The sequence below is a fragment of the Colwellia psychrerythraea 34H genome, from assembly GCF_000012325.1.
Classification (GTDB): Bacteria; Pseudomonadota; Gammaproteobacteria; order Enterobacterales; family Alteromonadaceae; genus Colwellia; species Colwellia psychrerythraea_A.
Map to the genome: position 1 here is coordinate 3,935,252 of NC_003910.7, position 19,517 is coordinate 3,954,768.

General features: G+C 37.8%; 16 protein-coding genes and 4 tRNA genes. 7 read left to right on the plus strand and 13 right to left on the minus strand.

Features of this window, described 5'->3' with window-relative positions:
- Window positions 1-285 precede the first annotated feature (285 nt).
- The 3 genes from pspC to pspA form a co-directional block, all read right to left on the minus strand.
- A complete protein-coding gene (pspC, locus tag CPS_RS16855; protein WP_011044523.1) occupies window positions 286-738 on the minus strand; it encodes an envelope stress response membrane protein PspC in 453 nt (150 codons plus the stop codon).
- Window positions 735-962, minus strand: coding sequence for an envelope stress response membrane protein PspB (gene pspB / locus CPS_RS16860; protein WP_011044524.1), 228 nt, complete (start codon window positions 960-962; stop codon window positions 735-737). Before pspB ends, pspC begins: the two co-directional genes overlap by 4 nt.
- 62 nt (window positions 963-1,024) lie before the next feature.
- On the minus strand, window positions 1,025-1,690 hold the full coding sequence (pspA, locus tag CPS_RS16865) for a phage shock protein PspA (RefSeq protein WP_011044525.1): 666 nt from the start codon (window positions 1,688-1,690) through the stop codon (window positions 1,025-1,027).
- A gap of 236 nt (window positions 1,691-1,926) precedes the next feature.
- Between pspA and pspF the strand changes: the two genes are divergently transcribed.
- The 6 genes from pspF (at window position 1,927) to CPS_RS16895 (ending at window position 8,504) form a co-directional block, all read left to right on the plus strand.
- A complete protein-coding gene (gene pspF, locus CPS_RS16870; protein ID WP_011044527.1) occupies window positions 1,927-3,045 on the plus strand; it encodes a phage shock protein operon transcriptional activator in 1,119 nt (372 codons plus the stop codon).
- Window positions 3,035-4,705 (plus strand): ABC transporter substrate-binding protein, encoded by a 1,671-nt coding sequence (locus CPS_RS16875; protein WP_011044528.1) that lies wholly within the window; start codon window positions 3,035-3,037, stop codon window positions 4,703-4,705. The genes pspF and CPS_RS16875 overlap by 11 nt, the downstream gene beginning before the upstream one ends.
- A 1-nt stretch (window position 4,706) precedes the next feature.
- Window positions 4,707-5,735: an ABC transporter permease gene (locus tag CPS_RS16880; RefSeq protein WP_011044529.1), complete on the plus strand. Its 1,029-nt coding sequence runs from the start codon at window positions 4,707-4,709 to the stop codon at window positions 5,733-5,735.
- On the plus strand, window positions 5,725-6,618 hold the full coding sequence (locus tag CPS_RS16885) for an ABC transporter permease subunit (protein ID WP_041737114.1): 894 nt from the start codon (window positions 5,725-5,727) through the stop codon (window positions 6,616-6,618). Before CPS_RS16880 ends, CPS_RS16885 begins: the two co-directional genes overlap by 11 nt.
- Before the next feature lie 94 nt (window positions 6,619-6,712).
- Window positions 6,713-7,726: a peptide ABC transporter ATP-binding protein gene (locus CPS_RS16890; RefSeq protein WP_011044531.1), complete on the plus strand. Its 1,014-nt coding sequence runs from the start codon at window positions 6,713-6,715 to the stop codon at window positions 7,724-7,726.
- 1 nt (window position 7,727) lies between these two features.
- Window positions 7,728-8,504 (plus strand): peptide ABC transporter ATP-binding protein, encoded by a 777-nt coding sequence (locus tag CPS_RS16895; protein ID WP_011044532.1) that lies wholly within the window; start codon window positions 7,728-7,730, stop codon window positions 8,502-8,504.
- A 183-nt stretch (window positions 8,505-8,687) separates the two neighbouring features.
- On the opposite strand, the gene CPS_RS16900 is transcribed toward CPS_RS16895, so the two are convergent.
- The 10 genes from CPS_RS16900 to CPS_RS16945 form a co-directional block, all read right to left on the minus strand.
- A complete protein-coding gene (locus CPS_RS16900; protein WP_011044533.1) occupies window positions 8,688-10,604 on the minus strand; it encodes a SurA N-terminal domain-containing protein in 1,917 nt (638 codons plus the stop codon).
- 215 nt (window positions 10,605-10,819) lie between these two features.
- Complete coding sequence (gene hupB / locus CPS_RS16905) at window positions 10,820-11,092, minus strand: nucleoid-associated protein HU-beta (RefSeq protein ID WP_011044534.1); 273 nt, start codon at window positions 11,090-11,092, stop codon at window positions 10,820-10,822.
- Window positions 11,093-11,386: 294 nt separating this feature from the next.
- On the minus strand, window positions 11,387-13,735 hold the full coding sequence (gene lon, locus CPS_RS16910) for an endopeptidase La (protein WP_011044536.1): 2,349 nt from the start codon (window positions 13,733-13,735) through the stop codon (window positions 11,387-11,389).
- A gap of 243 nt (window positions 13,736-13,978) precedes the next feature.
- The gene (clpX, locus tag CPS_RS16915; RefSeq protein WP_011044537.1) at window positions 13,979-15,253 is read right to left on the minus strand and encodes an ATP-dependent protease ATP-binding subunit ClpX; all 1,275 of its coding nucleotides are present in this window, start codon (window positions 15,251-15,253) and stop codon (window positions 13,979-13,981) included.
- Window positions 15,254-15,328: 75 nt separating this feature from the next.
- Window positions 15,329-15,976, minus strand: coding sequence for an ATP-dependent Clp endopeptidase proteolytic subunit ClpP (clpP, locus tag CPS_RS16920; protein ID WP_269801472.1), 648 nt, complete (start codon window positions 15,974-15,976; stop codon window positions 15,329-15,331).
- A 126-nt stretch (window positions 15,977-16,102) separates the two neighbouring features.
- Window positions 16,103-17,410, minus strand: coding sequence for a trigger factor (gene tig / locus CPS_RS16925; protein WP_011044539.1), 1,308 nt, complete (start codon window positions 17,408-17,410; stop codon window positions 16,103-16,105).
- A gap of 437 nt (window positions 17,411-17,847) precedes the next feature.
- A tRNA-Pro gene (locus tag CPS_RS16930) sits at window positions 17,848-17,924 on the minus strand.
- A gap of 49 nt (window positions 17,925-17,973) precedes the next feature.
- Window positions 17,974-18,049, minus strand: a tRNA-His gene (locus tag CPS_RS16935).
- Between the two features lie 31 nt (window positions 18,050-18,080).
- A tRNA-Arg gene (locus tag CPS_RS16940) sits at window positions 18,081-18,157 on the minus strand.
- Window positions 18,158-18,201: 44 nt separating this feature from the next.
- Window positions 18,202-18,278, minus strand: a tRNA-Pro gene (locus CPS_RS16945).
- Window positions 18,279-18,590: 312 nt separating this feature from the next.
- Here CPS_RS16945 and folD point away from each other — a divergent pair.
- A complete protein-coding gene (gene folD, locus CPS_RS16950) occupies window positions 18,591-19,445 on the plus strand; it encodes a bifunctional methylenetetrahydrofolate dehydrogenase/methenyltetrahydrofolate cyclohydrolase FolD (protein ID WP_011044540.1) in 855 nt (284 codons plus the stop codon).
- Window positions 19,446-19,517 lie beyond the last annotated feature (72 nt).

Genomic DNA, 19,517 nt, shown 5'->3' on the forward strand with positions numbered 1-19,517 from the left:
TTTCAGGACGCCTGAGCGATTCATGATCGAGGCGCCTCTTTTTATTAAGGGTTGTTCCCTTAAAAGTAGATGCAACGAAGCGCATGATTTGCTCAGACATCCCCGTAGGGCTGGTTTAGAAACGCTTTATGCTACGTTATTGATTTCGATAAGAGAACAACCATTATTTTCAATCAATGCCTTGCCTAAAGGCGTTTCTAATTCCAGCTGAATCCTGCATCTTGAGGTAACATGGGTATACTATTCATAAATAGAAAAGCTGTCTACTGACAGCTTTCTTAACATCTACAGCTTATTAATTTCCCTAGAAACCGTATACTCAGCTGATGTAACATATTGCTCCATCGCTTGTACTTTTCCTTCTAGCAAACGAAACTTACGACGAATATCATAGAGAGCTTGCTTAGGTGGTTCACCTGCTTGCCAAATTCGAGCTTTCACTTTGATTGACTCATTGCTTACATCAACGTTTTTCTTTCCTTGTTGATGGCGCTTTGCATACTGGCTTTCACCTGGTTCGTGATTAGCATTCGTTGCTTTCTCTGGCGCTTTATCCAGAATAAACCAAGCCGCTACATATCCTAAGATAAGAAACGGCATGCCAAACAACACACCTGATACCACTAATATTCTAACTAACCAAGTTTCCCAACCGAAGTAATCTGCTATGCCAGCACAAACCCCTGCTATCTTTCCTTGCTCGGCGTTACGATATAATTCACCTCTTTTTCGATTCATAATTTGGTTCTCCAGTTTGGGGTCTCCACATCTAAAATCGCTTCGAGGGTTTGAATCCTATCAGCCATGGTATCTGCAACTTCTGATAATTCTGATAATTGAATATACTCTTCCTGGCTTAAACCTTGGCTAACTTGCTTTTTACTGCGGTAATGCAAAACCAGCCATATTGGAGCAACAATAATCATAAAAATAATGACGGGTGCGACAATGATCTCTTCCACAATACTTCTCCTTTATTCTATTCTACCGATAGTTTTATTTGTGTTTTCTTGATGTTGTGATGTTATTTTTGCTTGTTTTTCATCTTAGCTTTCAACTGCGCTAATTCATCATCAACCATTTCATCTGATTCAAGTCCTGCTATTTCATCTGCCAATGACTTGCTACCTAAATCATATGATTCAATTTCCGCTTCAATATCATCAACTTTACGCTCATAATGATCAAAACGGCTTAGGGCATCATTAACACGAGTACTATGAATATTTTCTTTTACTTTTAAACGAGAGCTCGCAGATTTCTCACGAATAACAATAGCTTTTTGACGTACCTTGGCATCGCTCAACTTATCTTGTAATTGCGAGATTTCACCTTGTAATTTGCTAAGATGTTCATTGGTATGTGCTAACTCATCGACTAACGCTTGTGCACTTTCACTGCTCTTTTTCTTTTCCATTAAAGCAGCACGAGCTAGGTCTTCTCGATCTTTACTCAAAGCCAATTCAGCTTTTGCTTGCCATTGCTCAGCATCTTGCTCAAGACGGCTCACTTGGCGAGCTAATTCCTTTTTATCTGCCAATGTCTTTGCTGAGCTAGAACGCACTTCAACTAAGGTATCTTCCATCTCTTGAATGATCAAGCGTACCATTTTTGCTGGATCTTCAGCTTTATCTAATAAATTATTAATATTAGAATTAATAATGTCGGTGAATCTTGAAAAAATACCCATAACAACTTCCTCAACTAATGGCTAAATCATGCCAAACTGTATTTACTTTGCTTAAACTAAGCATTAACTTAGCGTTGAATTACTTCTTTAAGACATTCATGTTTCACGCCAACTTTCAAAACAAACCTAACCAACTGTTTTTAAATGATTTATTTTTTATTAAAAAAAGACTTTCAACCTTCCAAGTAATAAAATACACTATTTGTTAGTGAAATAAACCAACATTTGAATTTACTATGGCGAGTTTTAACCAACAAGATAATCTTCTTGGCCAATCAAATAGCTTTTTAGAAGTACTCGAGCAAATATCCCAAGTTGCAACGTTGAGTAAACCAGTACTTATTATTGGTGAACGAGGTACAGGTAAAGAGCTTGTTGCCGCACGTTTACACTTTCTATCGAAACGCTGGGAACAGAGCTATTTAAAGCTTAATTGTGCCGCATTAAATGAAAACTTACTCGAAACAGAATTGTTTGGTTACGATAGTGGCGCGTTTACTGGTGCCAGTAAACGTCATGAAGGACGATTTGAACGTGCGGATAAAGGCACACTCTTTTTAGATGAAATTGCCAATACCTCAGGCCTTATTCAAGAAAAGTTACTGCGCGTAGTTGAATACGGTGAATTTGAACGTGTTGGGGGCTCAAGAACAATTAATAGCGATGTTCGTTTGGTCGCTGCAACTAATGAAGACTTACCTACGTTAGCAGCATCAGGCCAATTTAGAGCGGATTTATTAGACCGCTTAGCCTTTGATGTTATAACCCTCCCCCCACTTAGAGAACGTTTAGACGACATAATAATGCTCGCAGAACATTTTGCTATGAACATGGCCCGCGAACTTGAGTTTGAATTATTTAGTGGCTTTACCGAAAAAGCTAAACGTAGCCTGCTTGAATATCACTGGCCAGGTAATATTCGTGAGTTAAAGAATGTCGTTGAGCGAAGTGTATATCGTTGTAACAATCCACATTTACCCGTACATGAACTAATCATTGACCCGTTCGAGTCACCTTTTAGACCGAACCAACGAATTAAAACTCATGATAGAGTCAATGAACTCAATAAAAATAATATTTCAACGAGTGATAATGTAGTTGATGATAGCGTTACAGTAAAACCTTCAGCAGTCGACACAGCTAAAGTAGCGCCGAAAGTTGTGACTCAACAATTCCCTCAGTCATTAAAAACACTATCACAAGAGTATGAAATAGAATTAATACAAACAGCATTAGCTCATTGCCAATTTAATCAAAAGAAAACCGCAGAAGCACTCGAATTAACATATCATCAATTAAGGGGCTATCTAAAAAAATATAACTTGCTTGATGGTAGTATTACCGATGAACTTTAAATCGATACTCTCGTTAACCGTAGCAGCATTCGTAAGCCTTTTAACAGGTTGTAATGAAGGTAATAAATTATCGTTAAGTGAGCGTAGTATTATCTATTGCTCTGAGGGTTCTCCTGAAACATTCAACCCTCAACTCAGCACATCAGGCACAACGTCTGATGCCACCGCGAAGCAGCTATATAACAGCCTGATTGTTTATAAGGGTAAAAGCAATACGTTAGGACCTGCTTTAGCAAAGTCTTGGCATGTAACCCGTGATGGTAAGAAAATAACCTTCTACTTACGCCAAGATGTTAGCTTTCATCAAACAAGCTACTTTACCCCAACCAGATTACTTAATGCCGATGATGTTTTATTTAGCTTTAACCGTATTTTAGACAAAGATCACGCTTTTCATCATGTTTCTGGTGATCAATATCCTTTTTTTCAAAGTGTAAAGTTTTCAGAGCTTGTTGATAAAATAGAAAAAATTAATGACTTTACTGTTCGTTTTATTCTAAAACGTAACGATAGTTCATTCTTAGCTAATTTAGCTACTGATTTTGCAGTAGTTTTATCTGAAGAATACGGACAAATACTCCAAGAGAAAAATTCAGAGCATGAAATTGATATATTTCCTATTGGTACCGGCCCTTTTAAGCTTAAAGATTATCGTGTTGGTTCATTAATCCGTTTCTATCGCCATGATTCATATTGGCAAGAAAAAGCAAAAATAGAACAGCTTGTTTATGATATATCGCCCAGAGAAACCAGCCGTTTGACTAAGCTCTTAGCAAAAGAGTGTGACGTCAGTAGTTATCCTATAGCACATGCAAAAATAGCAGAAAGAACTGATTTACAATTAGAGTCGATTACCTCATTAAATGTCGGATACTTTGGTTTTAATACTCAAAAAGAACCATTCAATAATAAAATCGTTCGCCAAGCCATCAGTTTAGCGATTAACAAGCAGGCATTAATTGAAACAGTCTACCAAGGGCAAGCCGCATGGGCAAAATCTATATTACCCGAAACATCATGGGCTTATGACAAAAACACACCTGAATTAGGTTATGATCCTGTTCGTGCAAAGTCTTTATTAGAAGTGGCTGGTTATCCCCAAGGATTCACGATGGATATATGGGCAATGCCTGTGCAGAGACCATACAATCCAAATGCCGTAACGATGGCAAAACTAATCCAAGCTGACCTAAAGAAAATTGGCGTAACAGTGAAGATAATTAGCTATGAATGGAGCACCTTTTTACGTCGTTTGTCACAGGGTGAGCATCAAAGCTTTTTACTCGGCTGGACTGCAGATCATCCCGATCCTGATAATTTTTTTACTCCGATACTCAGTTGCTCTGCGAGCGATCTCGGCAATAATCGTACATTTTGGTGTAATAAAGAATATGACCAACTACTACAACAAGCGCTTAAAACAACGAATATGAGTAAAAGAAAAAGCTATTATGCTAAAGCTATGGCAATAATTAATGAAGAAATGCCTTTATTGCCTATTGCCCATTCAAAACGCTTTCAAGCCCGCGGAATAGATGTCGAAGGTGATATATTGTCAAACTTTGGCGGTATCAGTTTTTATAGTGCGGCTAAAAAGGCGATAAATAATGAAGCTAAAAGCGAAGTTCAGCCAGAGATAGCTGATAAGGCGAGTAACTAATATGCTTACCTTTACCTTACGCCGCTTAAGTTTATTCATTTTTACCATGTTGGTATTAACCCTTTTATCATTCAGTTTAAGCTTTTTATTCCCCGGTGATACTGTCATTAATCACTCAGGCCAGATCAATGCATCAGCAACAGAACTAGCTCATCTGAATCAAGTTTACCAGATGGATAAAAGTATATTTAATCAATACGGTGCATATTTAACACATATTCTTAATGGTGATTTTGGTCAATCTATGGCGAGTCAATCACCGATTAGTAATGAAATAATAAAATTATTGCCTGCGACCATAGAGCTAAGCCTAGTCGCTTTGCTTATCGCCATGTTAGTGGGTATTCCTTTAGGATTTATTGCAGCAATTAAGCATAATAAAACCAGCGACAATGTCATTTTATCACTCGCCATGCTTGGGTATTCCATTCCGGTTTTTTGGCTGGGTCTACTAGCAATTCTGGTATTTTCAATAGGACTTGGTTGGTTGCCATCAGCAGGTCAAATCAGTCTTCTGTTTGAAATAGAGTTTGTCACGGGTATTCAATTTTTTGATATTTTACTTAGCGATAGTCCTTATAAATGGCAAGCATTTAGGGATGCTAGCGCCCATATGATTTTACCCGCTTGTGTTATCGCCTTAGCACCTGCAACTATTTTCATCCGCTTATCACGGGCATCTATGATTGAAGTATTAGCCGCCAGTTATATCAGAGCAGCTCGCGCTAAAGGTTTAAGCTTTCAACAGATCATATTTCGACACGCTATACGAAATGCACTAATACAAATAATACGCCACGTAGGTTTACAGTTTGCCAATTTGGTCACTATTGCTATGGTAACTGAGGTTATTTTTAGCTGGCCCGGCATTGGTCGTTGGCTTATAGATAGTATTTACCAGCGTGATTACACTGCTATTCAAAGTGGCTTGTTAGTGCTTTCTTGTTTTATATTTATTGTTCATATTTTAACAGATTTTATTTATGCCGCTCTCAATCCATTAGCGCGAGGTAATAATCATGGCTCGTGAAAAAATATACCTTGAGGAGGTATTTCCCTCCCCTTTCATGCAATTATGGGGCATTTTTCGTAAAACGCCTGTCGCCATGATTGGTTTTTGTTGTTTCATATTTTTAATTTTATTAGCTATGTTCGCGCCAATATTAGCCCCCTACACCCCAGTAGATGGTAATTTGGACATGATTTTATTACCACCAGCGTGGCATTCAGATGGCAATGTTAGTTATCTATTAGGTACTGACGAACTTGGCCGTGATATGTTATCTAGGCTAATGTACGGTACATCGCTAACCTTTGGCTTAAGCTTTATAGTCGTCATTTTCTCTCTAGTAATTGGCGTGGTTATCGGTTCATTATCTGCGTTAACTAGGGGTATTAAATCGAGCTTTTTGAATCACTTTCTCGATGTAGTGCTATCTATTCCTTCACTATTACTCGCGATTATTATTGTTGCTATTCTAGGGCCTGGTATTAGTAATACCGTCTGGGCAATAGCGATTGTATTTATCCCGCAATTTATTCACATTACCCGGTATGCGGTAAAAGAAGAGTTTAGAAAAGACTATGTGCTAGCATCACGTCTCGATGGGGCCAGTAATTTCCGTATTTTGTACTACTCAGTATTTCCTAATATTGTTGAACGTTTAATGAGCCAAGCTACTCTTGCACAGTCTGCTGCAATATTAGATATAGCGACATTAGGCTTTTTAGGCTTAGGGGCACAAATCCCCTTACCTGAATGGGGCGCTATTTTAGCCAATGGTCTTGAGCGTTTTTACATAGCGCCCTGGACAGTTTACTTACCTGGCTTAGCCATTTTATTTGCAGTTGTTGCGACAAATTTAGTGGGTGAAGGTATTCGCCATGCACTCAAGGTGCGCAAGGAAAATTAATGGTATTATTAACCATTTCGGTAGTAACAGAGAATGTTGATTTATCTTTTTTAACATTAACTATCCCCCTAAAAAGAGCGCGTAAGTAGAGCTTATGAATTTACTCGACATTCGAAATTTATCCATTGAGCTTGATACACCCAGCGGACGTGTATTAGCAGTAGATAGGGTCAGTTTATCGATAAAAGAAGGTGAAGTACGCGGATTAGTCGGAGAATCTGGCTCAGGAAAGTCACTGTTAGCGCAAGCTATTATAGGTGTTTTAGAAGATAAGTGGCATGTTCATGCTGATCGATTCCATTGGCGAGGAATCGATTTATTGCGCCTATCCATAGGTGAGCGTAGGGCCTTATTATGTCGTGATATCGCGATGATCTTCCAAGAACCGATGAGCTGCCTTGATCCCACAACGTTGATAGGTGAGCAGTTAAGTGAAGCCATTGATACCTCGCAATTGTCTGGCTTCTTTTGGCAACGCAAGAAACAACGTAAAGAAGCGGTAATAAAGTTACTGCACAAAGTAGGTATTAAGAAGCATGTTCAATGCATTAATAGCTACCCTCATCAACTGACTGAAGCAATTTGTCAACGTGTTATGATAGCAATTGCGCTTGCGGGTAGACCTATTCTATTAATTGCCGATGAACCTACTGCAGCAATGGAAAGTACAACCCAAGGACAAATATTTAGGTTACTTGCTAATCTAAACCAATTAAAGAACATGTCTATCCTATTAATTAGCCATGACTTAGAAAACCTTACCCATTGGACCAACACCATTACCGTTATGTATAGCGGTCAGTTTGTCGAGGCTGGTAGCACTGAGCAAATATTTAATAAACCTATGCATCCTTATACTCGCGCTTTAGTCGATAGCAGTACCAAGGCCAATTTACAGCTACCGACAAAATCTCGACTGATGACCTTACCTGGTAGTATTCCCGTTCTTCAACATTTACCTATAGGTTGTAGACTCGGGCCTCGATGCCCTAGAGCACAAAAAACTTGTGTAGCTGCCCCTACAGTGAGTAATTACCATGGTCATAAAGTAAGTTGTCATTTCCCTTTACTTAGGGATACAGGAAAAAAAATAAAGGGTTCTAATTAAGATGAGTGTTTTATTAGACGTTAAGGACATAGCAAAATCATACAAACTCAAAGGACACTGGTACCATAAACGTAAGTTTAATGCCCTGTCACCGTTATCTTTTGCCATTGAAGCAAAGAAGACCCTAGCAATTGTTGGCGAAACAGGCTCAGGTAAGTCAACTTTGGCAAAAATATTAGTCGGTGCAGAAACGCCCAGCACAGGGAAAATATATTTAAATGGCCAGTTGTTACAGAACCAGCATTTTAAACAAAGATGCCAGCATATTAGGATGATATTCCAAGATTCTGGCACGACCTTGAACCCTAGTTTAACCATTCAAGAGTTACTCGATGAGCCATTAATACTTAATACGGTATTAAATGAAAAACAGCGTAAACAGCTTATCCGTACTACCCTACAAAAAGTTGGCCTGCTGGGAGATCACATGAATTTTTATCCTCATATGTTCTCTGGTGGCCAGAAGCAAAGAATATCACTAGCTAGAGCAATTATATTGCAACCTCAGGTTATCATCCTAGATGAAGCTTTAGCAGCGTTAGACCCTTCATTACGTTCGCAAATGATTAACTTATTACTCGACTTGCAACAGCAGATGGGATTAGCGTATATATTGATTTCTCACAACTTAGGCATTGTTCGTCACTTTAGTGATGATGTAATGATAATGTCGCAAGGTGAGGTAGTTGAATCAGGAAAAACCATTGAGGTAATGCGTAACCCTCAGCATAAAGTGACTCAGAAATTAATGATGAGCCAGAACTTTAAGTTAAAATAAACTGCAACTTTTCTTTTAAGCCGCTATATTTTTCCAGCTTACTAATTTAATCAGCTTAAGTTTCCATAAGATATAAAACACAAAAAAGCCAATCGCAGGTTACTACGATTGGCTTTTTTAGTCGAAAATTCTACTGAAGTTATAAATTAGTCAATTCATTACTTCAATTTCTATAACGAATTATTAATAAGCAGTTACTGGCTCAGCAACTTGCTTACGTGTAATTTTAGCACCCACTTTTAATGAGTTTACAAAGCTTTGATAAGCTGACTGCGCTAGCTGGGAAGTTTGTTGCTGAGCTAAGTTAGGAGTAGCCGCAACGTCGTTCACATCCACTGCTGTAACTTCAATAAGAGCAAGGTCACCATTACTCAACGCAACTGTTGACGCCGATATAACACCACTAACTGGGTGTGGTAAAACAAAGGCTGCACGACTAATACTTTGGTCAATTTCAGGGCTATAACGGGCAACTTTCTCTTTGCTAACAAAACTTGTGTTTAGTGCTGTTAGTTGCGTAGAAATATCGGTGCCTGCATTAAAATCAGCGAGTAATGAATCAACTGTCTGTTGAGCCTTTTCAGTCGCTTTTTGGTTAACTATAATATCTTTAATTTGTGCTTCAACTTCAGATAAAGGCTTAACGTTAGCTTCTTGGAAAGTATTAAGGCGTAGAACAAGGGCAACATCATCATTAACTTCAATTAGATCAGAGTTCATGTTGTCTTGTAAAACTATATCTGAAAAAGCGGCTTCAACAGCTTTAGCTTGATCAAAAGGAGCACTGTTACCACCACGTAATAACCAAGGAGACGTTTGTATAGTAACATTTACCTCTGCTGCAGCATCTTCTAGGCTATCAGGAAATTCAAAGCTAATACGGGCCATTTCTTGCTGTAAAGTAAAGAATTTTTCTTGTGCTTGATCATTACTTAATTTACTACGTAATTCAGTCTGTACATCAATTAAAGCTTTTACCACTTCTTCTTTATAATCAGTTAATTTCAGTACGTGATAACCAAAGCTAGTTTTAACTAATTGGCTAGTATCACCAACATTAACCAAGGCTAACGCTGCTTCATCAAAAGTTTCTTCCATTACACCTGGTTCTAACCACTCTAGATCACCACCATTTTCACCGCTAAAGGTATCATTAGATACTTCTTTGGCAAGTACGGCAAAATCTTCACCTTGTTCAAGACGAGCTAGTACTGCTTGTGCTTGTATTTTCGCTGCTTCATCATCAGCATTGCCGTCATTAAATTCAATAAGGATATGAGAGATTCGACGCTGAGCAGATTCAGTAAAACTCGCTGAATTTTCTTGATAATACTTAGCGACTTCTTCATCAGTAACATTAATACCTTTGGCAATGTTAGCAACATTTAAACTGATATAGTCAACTTTAACTTGTTCTTTGTTTTGAAAGCGAGCTTGATTAGCTAGGTAGTAGCTGTTCACTTCTTCATCCGTTAATTCAACAGTTGCTTTAAACTGCTCTGCAGAAATTGTAGCGAATCGGATATCACGCGTTTGGTTTTGCAACGCAAGTTGTAATTTCTCTTGATAAGGCAAGTTAAACTCAGTAGCAATTAATGCCTGGCTTAACTGACGACGAGTCATTTCAACGCGTAAATAATCACGAAAGTCTGATGATTGGAAGAAACCAGCTTGATTAATAATGGCTAAATAGCGATTGTTATCAAAAGTACCGTCAACTTGGAATTCAGGCATCTTGCGGATAGTTTCTTTCAAACGAAGATCAGAAACACGAATAGCAAGCGCTTCACTGTTTTGATCAATTAATTTTTCATTAATTAGGTTATCTAAAACGCCCTGACGAAAGTTAGCCATATAATTAGCATCATTTGATAAGGTATCAAACATTTCACCAAACTGTTGCGCCATACGACCACGCTGTGCTTGATAAGCTTTATTAAATGCTTGTTGGCTAATTGGTTCACCATTTACCGTTGCTACTGAAGTATCAACTGAGTTGGTATAACTTCCAACACCTGCAACAGCGAAGGTTAGGATAATCAAACCAAGAATAATTTTGGCAGTTAATCCCTGCGATTTTTCACGAATATCTTCTAACATTTATTTCTCTTTTTTTATGCCTAAAAGTTCTAGACTTAAGTGTCTTTAAAGTAAAGTTGCTCGCGATTTTAGCAGATGATAAGCATTGCTTGAAGCACAACATGAGCTAAATGCAAATTTATTATGATGTTTTTATTTTTACTTGGGAGATAAAAGTAAAAAACCACCTAAAAGGTGGTTTCTAATACGCGGTATAACTTAGCCCAAATTGGAGCCTAGTTACATGCGTCTTTTAATGCTTTACCAGCTTTGAAAGATGGAATTTTTGCAGCAGCGATTTGGATAGTAGCACCCGTTTGTGGGTTACGACCAGTACGAGCAGCACGGTCACGTACAGAGAAAGTACCAAAACCAACAAGAGCAACTTGCTCGCCATCTTTTAATTCATCAGTTACAGCGCCAATAAATGAATCTAATGCACGACCCGCAGCAGCTTTTGAAATGTCTGCACCAGCAGCAATTTTCTCGATTAGTTGAGATTTATTCACAGTGTATACCCCTTCAATTGTTATTATGCAACGCTATCCTTTTTAATAATGTATTCAATCTAAATTAAATTTTGATTGAATACTTGAAGCGTTGAGTTTAGAAAATATTATGCTCCCTAGTTCCCACCAATTCATCTATATAACATAGAGAGTAAGGGGTCTAGCGATATAAGCGTAGTTAACTTACCATAGTTTCAGCGTTTGAAAAGCGAAAATTGCTTTTTTTTGCAATATTTTTAGCTTTTTTGACCTTTTTTGATATAAATCATCAAAATAGGCCAAGCTTTAAGCAAATTATTTTTCTACTTTCCATTGTTCTACAGGCTGTTCAAGCGCTAGAGCCAATACCTCATCTATCCATTTCACTGGGTGGATAGACAATTCAGCTTTCACATTTTCAGGAATTTCTTGTAAATCACGTTCATTTTCATGCGGTATTATGACTGTTTTTATACCGCCGCGATGTGCTGCAAGTAACTTCTCTTTCAAACCACCTATAGCTAATACTTCACCTCGAAGCGTTATTTCACCTGTCATGGCAACATCTGCTTTGACCGGATTACCAGTTAAACTTGACACTAACGCGGTACACATACCAACCCCTGCGCTAGGACCATCTTTTGGTGTTGCACCTTCAGGTACATGAACATGAATATCACGCTTCTCATAGAAATCTTCATTAATACGAAGCTTCTCAGTACGACTTCTCACCACGGTCATCGCAGCTTGAATTGACTCTTGCATGACATCGCCTAGAGAACCGGTATAAGTCAATTTTCCTTTACCTGGTACAGAAGCTGTTTCTATAGTAAGTAATTCTCCACCCACTTGCGTCCAAGCCAAACCAGTTACTAAGCCAACTCGGTTCTTATCATCTGCCTTACCGTAATCAAAACGTTGTACACCTAAAAATTCATTAAGATTCTCTTGGTTAATTGTCACTTTACTTAGTTTTTTATCAAGTAAAATAGACTTCACCGCTTTACGACATAATTTAGATATTTCTCGCTCTAAACTACGTACACCCGCTTCACGTGTGTAATAACGAATAATACCAACAATAGCACTATCTTCTATTTGAATTTCTTTGGCTTTTAAGCCATTACGTTCGATTTGTTTGTCAAGAAGGTGGCTTTTCGCAATATTTAACTTTTCATCTTCGGTATAACCTGACAAACGAATGACTTCCATCCGATCTAACAAGGGACCTGGAATATCCATACTATTAGAGGTGGCAACAAACATCACATCCGATAAATCATAATCAACTTCAAGGTAATGATCATTAAACGTCGTATTTTGCTCTGGATCCAATACCTCAAGCAAAGCTGATGCAGGATCGCCGCGCATATCAGACGCCATTTTATCGATTTCATCCAATAAGAAAAGTGGGTTTTTAACGCCTACTTTCGATATTTTTTGAATGAGTTTACCTGGGAGTGAGCCAATATAAGTACGTCTATGCCCACGAATTTCAGCTTCATCACGAACACCACCTAAGGCCATGCGAACATATTTACGTCCGGTAGATTTAGCAATTGACTGGCCAAGTGAGGTTTTACCAACCCCTGGAGGTCCAACTAAACAGAGAATAGGACCTTTTAACTGGCTTACTCGTTGCTGTACGGCTAAATACTCTAAAATACGCTCTTTAACTTTATCTAAACCATAATGATCTTTATCTAGTACTTCCTGAGCAAGCGCAAGATTACGTTTTAATTTACTACGCTTCTTCCAAGGTACATTTATCATGCAATCAATATAGCTACGAACTACTGTTGCTTCAGCAGACATAGGTGACATCATTTTAAGCTTTTGAAACTCAGCTAAAGTTTTATCTTTAGCTTCTTCAGGCATTTGCGCTTCTTCAATACGCTTAGCCATTTGTTCAAGCTCATCGGGGGTGTCTTCACCTTCATTCAGCTCTTTTTGAATGGCTTTCATTTGCTCATTCAAATAATAATCGCGTTGACTTTTTTCCATTTGCTTTTTAACACGTGTACGAATTTTCTTTTCAATTTGCAGTAAGTCTATCTCACCTTCCATTAGAGCCATCAAATGCTCTAAACGCACATTAACATCAATAATTTCTAATATTTTTTGCTTGTCTGCTAGTTTTAAAGGCATATGAGCAGCCATCGTATCAGCAAGTTGCTCAGCGTCATCAATGCCCGAAACAGAAGTCAGTACTTCAGGTGGGATTTTTTTATTAAGTTTTACGTATCCTTCAAACTGAGAAATAGCCGAACGAATTAATACTTCAATATCGTCATTAACTTCAGCAGTTGGACCAACATATTCAATTTCTGCGCTGAAGTATTCTTCTGTTTCAACAAACTTGTTTATCGTTGCACGCTGGGCACCTTCCACCAATACTTTTACGGTCCCATCGGGAAGTTTTAGCATCTGTAAAATAGTGGCGACGGTACCTGTACTGTATACGTCTTCAGCAGTAGGATCATCGATAGCAGCATCTTTTTGTGCAACAAGAAATACTTGCTTATCGTTTTCCATGGCTAAATCTAGACAGCGAATTGATTTTTCACGACCAACAAAAAGTGGAATAACCATTTGCGGGTAAACAACAACATCTCTTAAGGCTAAAACGGGGATCTCAACGACACCAGATAATTCTTTACTCATTGGCTTCTCTTCTTGGGAATTGTGTTAATTGAAAAAAATAAAGCTATAGAATCTATATGGGGCTAGGCTGTTAACTTTCAACATTAGATAATAAATAAAGCGCTAAACTCACTAATTATTAAGTAATTAATTGTATCTAAGGATCAAAAAAGCCTCAAACAGTCAGTAATTATTGTACTTAATAATTACTGACTGTTTGAGGCTAATATAATTAAAACTAAGCTTTACATCAATATGATGAAATTACTCGGAAGCAGCTTGTTCTTGTTTACTATCATAAATAACAATCGGCTTGCTCTCACCTTTGATTGTATTTTCATCAACAACGATTTTGCTAACATTTTCCATCGATGGTAATTCATACATGGTGTCAAGCAATACAGCTTCAACAATAGAGCGTAAACCACGAGCACCTGTTTTTCGGTCCATCGCTTTACGGGCTATAGCATGTAACGCATCACTTCTGAATTCCAATTCGACATTTTCCATATCAAATAATGCCGTAAATTGCTTAGTTAGCGCATTTTTAGGCTCTTGTAATATTTGAATAAGGGCAGCTTCATCTAGTTCACGTAATGTTGCTAAAACAGGTAAGCGTCCAATAAATTCTGGAATCAAACCATATTTAACTAAATCTTGTGGCTCAACATCAGCTAAACGATCCGTCAATGATATCTCTTGATCTTTACCACGAACTTCAGCGCCAAAACCGATACCAGTACCAGTATGATTTCTCTGCTCAACAACTTTGTCTAAACCTGCAAACGCTCCACCACAAATAAAGAGTATTTTGGACGTATCTACTTGTAAAAACTCTTGCTGCGGATGCTTGCGTCCACCTTGAGGCGGCACAGAAGCGACGGTACCTTCAATAAGCTTTAACAAAGCTTGTTGAACACCTTCACCTGAAACATCACGGGTTATAGATGGATTGTCTGACTTACGTGAGATCTTATCGATTTCATCAATGTAAACGATACCACGTTGAGCTTTCTCAACATCGTAATCACATTTCTGTAATAATTTTTGAATGATGTTCTCTACGTCTTCACCAACATAGCCAGCTTCAGTTAACGTGGTTGCATCTGCCATTGTAAATGGAACATCTAATAATCGTGCAAGGGTCTGCGCTAATAATGTTTTACCACTACCTGTAGGCCCAATAAGCAAGATATTACTTTTACCAAGTTCAATACCATTATGATTATCACCATTACGTAATCGCTTATAATGATTATAAACAGCAACTGCTAAAACTTTTTTCGCATGGTCTTGACCAATAACGTATTCATCGAGGCTCTCACGGATCTCGATAGGAGAAGGCAATGCTTCTTTACTTTCTTTTGGCGAAATTTCAGAAATTTCTTCGCGAATAATGTCATTACATAACTCTACACATTCATCACAAACAAAGACTGATGGGCCAGCAATTAATTTACGTACTTCATGTTGGCTTTTGCCACAAAATGAGCAGTAAAGTAATTTACCATTATCGCCACCACTTTTAATATCGGTCATGCCCTACCTCTAAACTTTTAATACCAGTAAATCCATTTATTACTCAATCTACACCGTTAAGTATACACCGAAATCCTATTTATCGTTACGTTGTTCTAATATGGAGTCAACTAATCCATATTCAACTGCTGCTTCTGCACTTAAAAAATTATCTCTGTCTGTATCTTGAGAAACTTTATCCAATGTTTGACCTGTGTGTTCAGCCATTAATTTATTAAGTTTGTCTTTTATGAATAATATTTCTTTCGCATGAATTTCAAAATCTGACGCTTGCCCTTGAAAACCGCCTAAAGGTTGATGAATCATGACTCGAGCATTTGGTAAACAATAACGTTTGCCTTTTTCACCACCTGACAATAGGAATGCGCCCATACTTGCCGCTTGGCCAATACACACAGTGCTAATGTTAGGTTTGATAAACTTCATGGTATCGTATATTGCCATACCCGCAGTTACTGAACCGCCTGGTGAGTTTATGTATAAATATATGTCTTTATCAGGGCTTTCAGATTCTAAGAATAATAACTGCGCTATGATAAGATTAGCCATATGATCTTCAACTTGACCACAAAGGAAGATTACACGCTCTTTTAACAGCCTTGAGTATATATCATACGAACGTTCACCTTTAGCTGTTTGTTCAACAACCATAGGCACTAACGCGCTTTCAATACCTGTCGCACTGCTTTGTGATGAAACTTGAGATGATCTTTGTGATGTAATTTGAGAATTAAACAAGAGTATACCTTCCCTTAATAAATAATAATGGCCTGTATGTTGCCATACAAGCCATTAAATTTAAGCGATTGCTTAGTTAGTTGTCAATGTAAAACTAATGAAAAGTAAGCTTTACTTAGCTTCTGGGTTCATTATTTCATTGAAACTAGCTTTTTTATCAGAAACTTTAGCTTTTTCAACTAAAAGCTCAACAGCTTGCTCTTCTAAAGCAACATTTTGCATCTGCTGCATAAGCTCGTTGTTGTTAGCATAGTATTCAATAACTTCTTTAGGATCTTCATAAGCTGAAGCCGCAGAAGCAATTAGTTCATTCACTTTAGTTTCATCAACTTTAAGTTCATTTACTTTAATTACTTCACCTAAAAGCAAACCGATTTTAACACGACGTTCTGCTTGCTCTGTAAACATTTCAGCAGGTAATTGTGGTAAGTTCTTAGGATCCATTTGGCCTTGGAAACGTTGCATAGCTTGTTGACGTAAAACATCAACTTCTTGCGTAACAAGTGCCGAAGGTAAATCAACTTCATGTCCAGCTAATAAGCCATCAATAACTTGTGTTTTAACTTTAGCTTTAACGGCTTGAGTTAATTCACGTGCCATATTTTTACTTACTTCAACACGTAAAGCTTCAACACCACCTTCTTCAATGCCAAAAAGTTTTGCAAACTCTTCATCAATTTCAGGTAAAATTGGACCTTCAGTTTTATGAATAACAATATCAAACTCAGCATCTTTACCTTTAAGATTTTCAGCATGATAATCTTCAGGGAAAGTAACTTTGATAGTTGCCTCATCACCAGCTTTCATGCCAGTAACTTCTTTCTCAAAACCAGGGATCATACGACCAGCGCCTAGTTCTAATTCAAAACCTTCGGCTTTACCACCTTCAAACTCTTCACCGTCTACACGACCAGTGAAATCAAGTGTTAATTTATCGCCTGATTTAGTTTTACGTTTGTTTTCTTTCCATGTTTGATGTTGCTTTTGTAGCGTAACAAACATTTCATCTAAATCGGCATCAGTCACGTCAACTTCTGGACGTTCGATAGCGATCTTTTCTAAATCTTTTAATTCAACTACAGGGTAAATTTCAAAAGTTGCTTCAAACTCTAATGCTTTACCATCTTCATTGCTTTTAGCAACAAATGAAGGACGACCAGCTGGATTGATTTTTTCTGCAACAATAGCATCAACGAAATTACGCTGCATGATTTCACCAGCAACTTCTTGACGTACTGATTTGCCGAAGCGTTTTTGAACTACTGACGGTGGTACTTTACCTGGACGGAAACCGTTAATACGCTGTGTTTTACTGATTTGACGAAGACGATTCTTTACTTCTACATCTACTTTTTCGGCCGGAACAGAAATAGTCAGACGACGTTCCAAACCTTGTGTAGTCTCAACTGAAACTTGCATTTAAATACCTCAAAAACTTAGCGTATTACGCTTTTTACGCATCAATTAACAGTCAACACTTTTGATAAAACTTACCAAATTGGTGACAATATGATGCCCTGTTACAAAAATTATGACGACGAATTATAGCGAGACAAAAAAAAAGTTGCAAGGTGTAAGTTTAACCTGTGAATAATTTATTTCGTTATTCAGTTGCATTGACAACATTTGAGTAAATTTAGCTTTGATTTGGTAGTGGTTATTAGGATTGTTTTACATAGATAATGAATTTATGCACGGAAAATTTCACATAATAAACAAGATGCTATAAATAAAATTTTACAATAAAGAATAGATCGCAAAAATAAATATAGATTTAGATGGATAATTTATTGCAGATGAAGATTGTTGTAATAATAACTGAAGATTTTTGAAGTTATAACTAATTGAAGAGAAAGTGGTCGGTGATGCAAGATTCGAACTTGCGACCCCTTGGACCCAAACCAAGTGCGCTACCAAGCTGCGCTAATCACCGACATATTCTCTCAATATTTTATTAATAAGAGATATTAATAAAGTAAAGATGGGGTGGCTAAAGGGACTTGAACCCTCGACAACCGGAATCACAATCCGGGGCTCTACCAACTGAGCTATAGCCACCATAACACTTTTCTTTTTCCATACCTAAGTATGGTGCGCCCTGTAGGATTCGAACCTACGACCCACGCCTTAGAAGGGCGTTGCTCTATCCAGCTGAGCTAAGGGCGCGCATTTTCCTACAAAGCATATCCACTTAAACTAAAAAATAAAAGTGGTCGGTGATGCAAGATTCGAACTTGCGACCCCTTGGACCCAAACCAAGTGCGCTACCAAGCTGCGCTAATCACCGATTTATGCTGTTTCAACTAACAGTAAACTGCCTCGTTTCAACGGATGCGGATATTACCGAGTTGCTTAACTTCAGTCAAACCTTTTTTTTAAATAAATAACTGTTCGGTCATTTTTAACACAAGTAGCTGCATTCTTCTTCTAGTCACAGTAATGTCTGTAGTTTATTTAAGCAAACCAAGTTTTATTACTATTTTATCTATATAAAAAAGCATTTAGCCTTTAAATAAAGTAAACCTACAATACGAGTGTCGTTTATGGCAAAATAGCGGTGTTTTTTTTATCACTTAAAACCAAGGTCAGCAGTAGAGTTATGAGAGCATCATTGATCGATGGCAAAGCAATTGCCAAAAAGCTTAGAGATTCAGTTAAAGAAGAAGTTAATTTACGTATTAGTAATGGCCAAAGAGTACCTGGCTTAGCTGTTATTTTAGTGGGTTGCGATCCTGCTTCTCAAGTCTATGTTGGAAGTAAACGTAAAGCATGTGAAGAAGTTGGGTTTATTTCTCGCTCTTATGATTTACCCCACACTACGTCTGAGCAAGAACTATTAGCTTTGGTAAGTGAATTAAATAATGATGACTCTATAGACGGTATCCTAGTACAGCTACCTTTACCAAAAAATTTAAATGCTGATCTAATTATTGAACACATTAATCCACTTAAAGATGTTGACGGCTTTCATCCATCAAATGTTGGCAAATTAGTGTTAAGACAGCCAGGTTTGAGACCTTGCACACCAAAAGGCATTGTTACACTAATTGAATCAACCGGTATAGACCCTAAAGGCTTAGATGCACTTGTTATCGGTGCATCAAATATTGTCGGTCGACCTATGGGTTTAGAGCTGTTATTAGCTAAGTGTACTGTAACGACAACACATCGCTTTACTAAAGATTTAGAAGGTAAAGTGCGAAATGCAGACCTTCTTGTAGTAGCCGTTGGCAAGCCTGGTTTTATACCAGGAGAATGGATTAAAGAAGGCGCTATAGTAATTGATGTAGGCATTAACCGTTTAGACAATGGCAAGTTAGTTGGTGACGTTGACTTCGGTGCGGCTAAAGAAAGAGCTTCATTCATCACTCCTGTTCCCGGAGGTGTTGGTCCAATGACAGTAGCAAGCCTAATTGAGAATACGCTAATTGCTTGTCAGCAATCATCTCAATAATAGCACTATTAAAGAATTTAGAGCTTAATCAAATTTAGAGCTAAACAATAAAAAGGGTGAGCACTTAGTGCT